Raw genomic sequence first — 4370 nt, 5'->3', positions numbered from 1 at the left:
CGTAGGAAAGAGCCGCGGATTCCGCAGGCTGCCCTTTTTTCGAAGCGGCAAGGAGCGGCACCGCAAACAGCAGGCACGCCCAAACGCCAAAAGCAACAATTGACGGATAGCGCATGACGCCTCCTCCAGTAATATATGGTCCCTGTTACACTATCGGATAAATTGCCGTAATTCTTAATATAGAAAACCGCGCCTGTCATCAAGAAAGCCGCAAAAGGCTGAAAACGAATACCGCCGGCACCCTCGTTTTTTGAGAGCACCGGCGGCAGACAATTTCAAGTATTTGAATTACCAGTTCAAAGGAGCCTTGAACGCCTCGGCCAGATTTTCGACCCCGGCTCGCAATACGTACGAATTTCCGTAGTTTACACTGAGTCCATCAGACGTCACGGTGCCAATCCGTGCGCAATGCTGCCCGGCGAACAGGGCCTCGAAGGCTTGGGCCTTGTCCGGGGCAACGGTGACCACGAAGCGGCTGGCGGATTCGCTGTACAGAAGCTCCAGCGCGCTGGCGCAACCGCAGGCCGGAACCTTGTCCAGGTCCACATCCGCGCCCAGGCGGCCGCCGATGCACATCTCGGCCAGGGCCACGCCCAGGCCGCCGTCGGAGCAGTCGTGGCAGGCGCTGACAAGCCCTTGCTGCGTGGCCTGGTAGTAAGCCAGGTACCGTTCGCGCGCGCTCACCAGGTCCACCTCGGGCACCTGGGAGCAGGACAGGCCGAGCTCGCTGGCCAGTTCCGATCCGCCAAGCTCCGGCCGGGTCAGGCCCAGCACGTAGATCAGCTCGCCCGCGCGCTTGAAGTCAGAGGTCACGGCCTTCTTCACGTCCGGCATCTTGCCCATGACGGAATACAGCACCGTGGGCGGAATGGAGATCTTGACCCCGCCGCCCTTGTAGTCGTTCTTCATGCTGTCCTTGCCGGACACGCAGGGCACGCCGAAGCCGCGGCAGAAGTGGTCCAGGGCCTCGTTGGCGCGCACCAGCTGGGCCAGCTTGTACTGGCCGTCGGGCGTGGTCTCGCTCTCCACGGGGTCGCACCAGCAGAAGTTGTCGGTGCCGGCCATGTAGCGCAGGTCGCCGCCGACGGCCACGGCCCCGCGCACGGCCTCGTCGATGGCGTTGGCCATCATCCAGTAGGCGTCCAGGTCGCTGAACTTGGGGCAGATGCCGTTGGAGATCACCAGGCCTTCGTCGCTCTCAAGGTCCGGGCGGATGACCGCGGCGTCGGCCGGGCCGTCGCGCTTCACGCCCACCAGGGGCTTCACGATGCTCTTGCCCTGCACCTCGTGGTCGTACTGGCGGATGACGTATTCCTTGCTGCAGATGTTGAGCCGGGAAAGCATGCGCGAGAGCAGCTTCTCCTGGTCCACATCGCCGGGCAGAGCATCGGCCTTGACCACGGGCTTGGCCCAGCGCGCGGCCAGCTCCATCTGGGGCAGTCCCTCGTGCAGGAAGTGCATGGACAGCTGGGTCACCACCTTGTCGCCATAGCGCACGCGGAAGTAGCCGGAGTCGGTGTAGGTGCCAAGCGCCGTGCTCTCAACGTCCATTTCCTTCGAAAGGGCCAGGAAAGCTTCCAGCTTGTCCGGCGGCACGGCGCAGGTCATGCGCTCCTGCGCCTCGGAGATGAGGATCTCCCAGGGCTTCAGGCCGTCGTACTTGAGCGGGGCCTTGGACAGATCGAGGTCGCAGCCGCCGCAGTCCTGGGCCATTTCGCCCACGGAGGACGACAGGCCGCCAGCACCGTTGTCGGTGATGGCGTTGTACAGGCCGCGGTCGCGGGCGCGCATGAGGAAGTCGTACATCTTGCGCTGGGTGATGGGGTCGCCGATCTGCACGGCCGTGGCGGGCGAGCCCTCGTGCAGCTCCTCGGACGAGAAGGTCGCGCCGTGGATGCCGTCCTTGCCGATGCGCCCGCCGCTCATGACGATGACATCGCCCGGCAGCGCGCATTTCTCGTGGCTCAGGCGTCCGGCCACGCGGGTGGGCATGGTGCCGATGGTGCCGCAGTATACCAGCGGCTTGCCCAGATAGCGTTCGTCGAACACGATGGCGCCGTTCACGGTGGGAATGCCGCTCTTGTTGCCGCCGTGCTCCACGCCCTCGCGCACGCCTTCCATCACGCGGCGCGGATGCAGCAGGCGCGGGGGCAGCTCGCCCTCGTAGAACGGGGAGGCGAAGCAGAACACGTCGGTGTTGCACAGAAGGTTGGCGCCCAGGCCCGTGCCCATGGGGTCGCGATTCACGCCCACGATGCCCGTGAGCGCTCCGCCGTAGGGGTCAAGGGCGGAGGGCGAGTTGTGCGTCTCCACCTTGATGCACACGTTCAGCTTGTCGTTGAAGCGGATGACGCCCGCGTTGTCCTTGAACACGGACAGGCAGAAGTCGTCCTTGCCCTTGGCCGCGCGGATGGCCTTGGTGCTGCCCTGGATGCAGGTCTTGAACAGGCTGTTCACCGTGCGGCGGCGGCCGGTCTCGGTGTCGTCGTAGTCGATGTTGGCGGTGAAGATCTTGTGCTTGCAGTGCTCGCTCCAGGTCTGGGCCAGCACCTCCACCTCGGCGTCGGTGGGGTTGGCCGCCTGCTGCGGCGAAAGTCCGGCGGCCAGGCGCGCGGCCGTGGTGGCCGGGTCCTTGTAATAGTCGACGATGGTCTTCATCTCGCCGAGGGAAAGCGCCAGGGTGTTGGCCCGGCTGAAGGCCACAAGCTCGTCGTCGGTCATGGTGGTGAGCGGAATCACGGCCACTTCGTCGCTGGCCTGGCCGGTGACGCGGGCGGCCTTGGGCGTGAAGCCGGGCGCGCCCGCCCAGTCGGCGGCGCTCTTGTACTCGAAGCGCTGGATGAGCTCGTTGGCCAGGAGGTCGCGCGCGATGTGCAGCACGGTCTTCTCGTCCAGATTCTGGCCCTGCGCGCCTTTGAGCAGGTGCTGCACGCTGGTGTAGACCTTCACGTCCTTGGCGGCCTGGCCGGAGAGGCCCAGCACCAGCAGGATGGTCTCCCGCGCGGTCTTGGCCTCGTTGTCCGTCACGCCGGGGCGGAAGCCCACCTCCAGCACCCAGTCGAAGTCCGTGGCCATGGGCGACAGGGAAATATCATGCAGCACCGGGTCGTGCAGGGCCCCGGCCTCGATGACGGCCTTGGCCTGGGCCTCGCTCAGCCCCTCCACCGTGTACACGCGCACAATGCCCACGCGCGCCAGCTCAAGGCCCAGCTCGCTCTTGATCTTGCGGGCCACGCGCTCGCCCACCACGTCGCGCACCTGGGGTTTCAGGCCCAACTCAAAGCGCAGAAGCATAAAAGTCTCCTTCAGGAAGCCAGCGTGCTGGCCGTTTCTAGCGTTTCACGGCGCACCGGGGGGGCTTACTCGCCCACCATGGTGTCGCCCCCGGAAGCTTTGGCCTTGTAGGCCAGATTGTCAACCCGCCTGAGCAGGGTCTGCGGGGTGTCGTCCTCGCGCAGCATGGAGAAGCCCAGGCTCACGCTCACCGCCCCGCCGAACTGTTCGCGCACGTCGGAGACGATGCGCTTGGCGATGGCCTGCAAACGGTCCTCAGCCACCTCGCTGACGATGACCGCGAACTCGTCCCCGCCGTAGCGGCAGGGATAGTCCATGCCCTGGCGCACCATGCGCAAAAGCAGGGACCCCACGCCGCGCAGCAGGGCGTCGCCCGCCATGTGGCCTTGGGCGTCGTTCACGTCCTTGAACCTGTCCAGGTCGAAAAACACCATGCCCATGCCCCGGCCGGTGCGCCTGCTGCGGGTCACCTCGCGCTCCAGGGTGGTATGGAACTGGTAGTGGTTGTACAGCCCGGTCAGGCCGTCGAGCATGGCCCGCACCTTAAGCTTGGCCTCCAGGCGGCGGATCTGGGTCAGGTCCCGGCCCACCACCAGGCATTCCCCGGCCGGCTGCCGACCGGGCGAAGAGCCGGACGATCCGCCAAGAGGCGCAAAGGACAGCTCATAGGCCAGTTCCTCCCCGCCTGGGCTGCGCAAAACGACCTCCACGTGCCGCGAGGGGCTCCCGGCGCTCAACAGCGCGGGACTCCACGCGTCCACGCAGCCCTCCGCCGGGGTGAAGGCCTGGAAGAACGGCAGGCCCGACAGGCCCAGCTCCGGCCGGGAGCAGAATTCGATGGTCCCGTTGCCCGCCACGGTGAGCACCAGCTCCTGCATGGAGCCGATGAGCCGCTCCAGGAAGTTCTTGCGCCGCAAGGCCTGCACCTCGGCCTCGGAAAGCTCGCGCAGGTTCTCCAGCAGGGCCAGCACGCCGCCGTCCGGCTCACGGTGGGCGGAGAGATACAGGGCTCCGTCGAGCAGGGCGCCGCCCGGAGCCTTGGCCTGGAAAAAATCGATCTTGCCGAAGCTCTGCCG

At 66.0% G+C, this 4370-nt stretch carries 2 protein-coding genes; both read right to left on the bottom strand.

What is annotated here, in order from left to right:
- Positions 1-288: 288 nt before the first annotated feature.
- On the bottom strand, positions 289-3294 hold the full coding sequence (locus tag VN419_RS14550; RefSeq protein ID WP_325647938.1) for an AIR synthase-related protein: 3006 nt from the start codon (positions 3292-3294) through the stop codon (positions 289-291).
- Positions 3295-3359: 65 nt separating this feature from the next.
- Positions 3360-4370: GGDEF domain-containing protein (locus tag VN419_RS14545; RefSeq protein WP_325647937.1), on the bottom strand; the 1011-nt coding region annotated here is incomplete at its 5' end.

It is taken from the genome of Humidesulfovibrio sp. (assembly GCF_035560995.1).
In the GTDB taxonomy this organism is placed as follows: Bacteria; Desulfobacterota; Desulfovibrionia; order Desulfovibrionales; family Desulfovibrionaceae; genus Humidesulfovibrio.
This window is presented reverse-complemented; position numbering and strand designations above follow the sequence as displayed.

Excerpts from the sequence above, each read along its gene's own strand:
- VN419_RS14550 (WP_325647938.1), bottom strand. The coding sequence starts at position 3,294 with ATGCTTCTGCGCTTTGAGTTGGGCCTGAAACCCCAGGTGCGCGACGTG.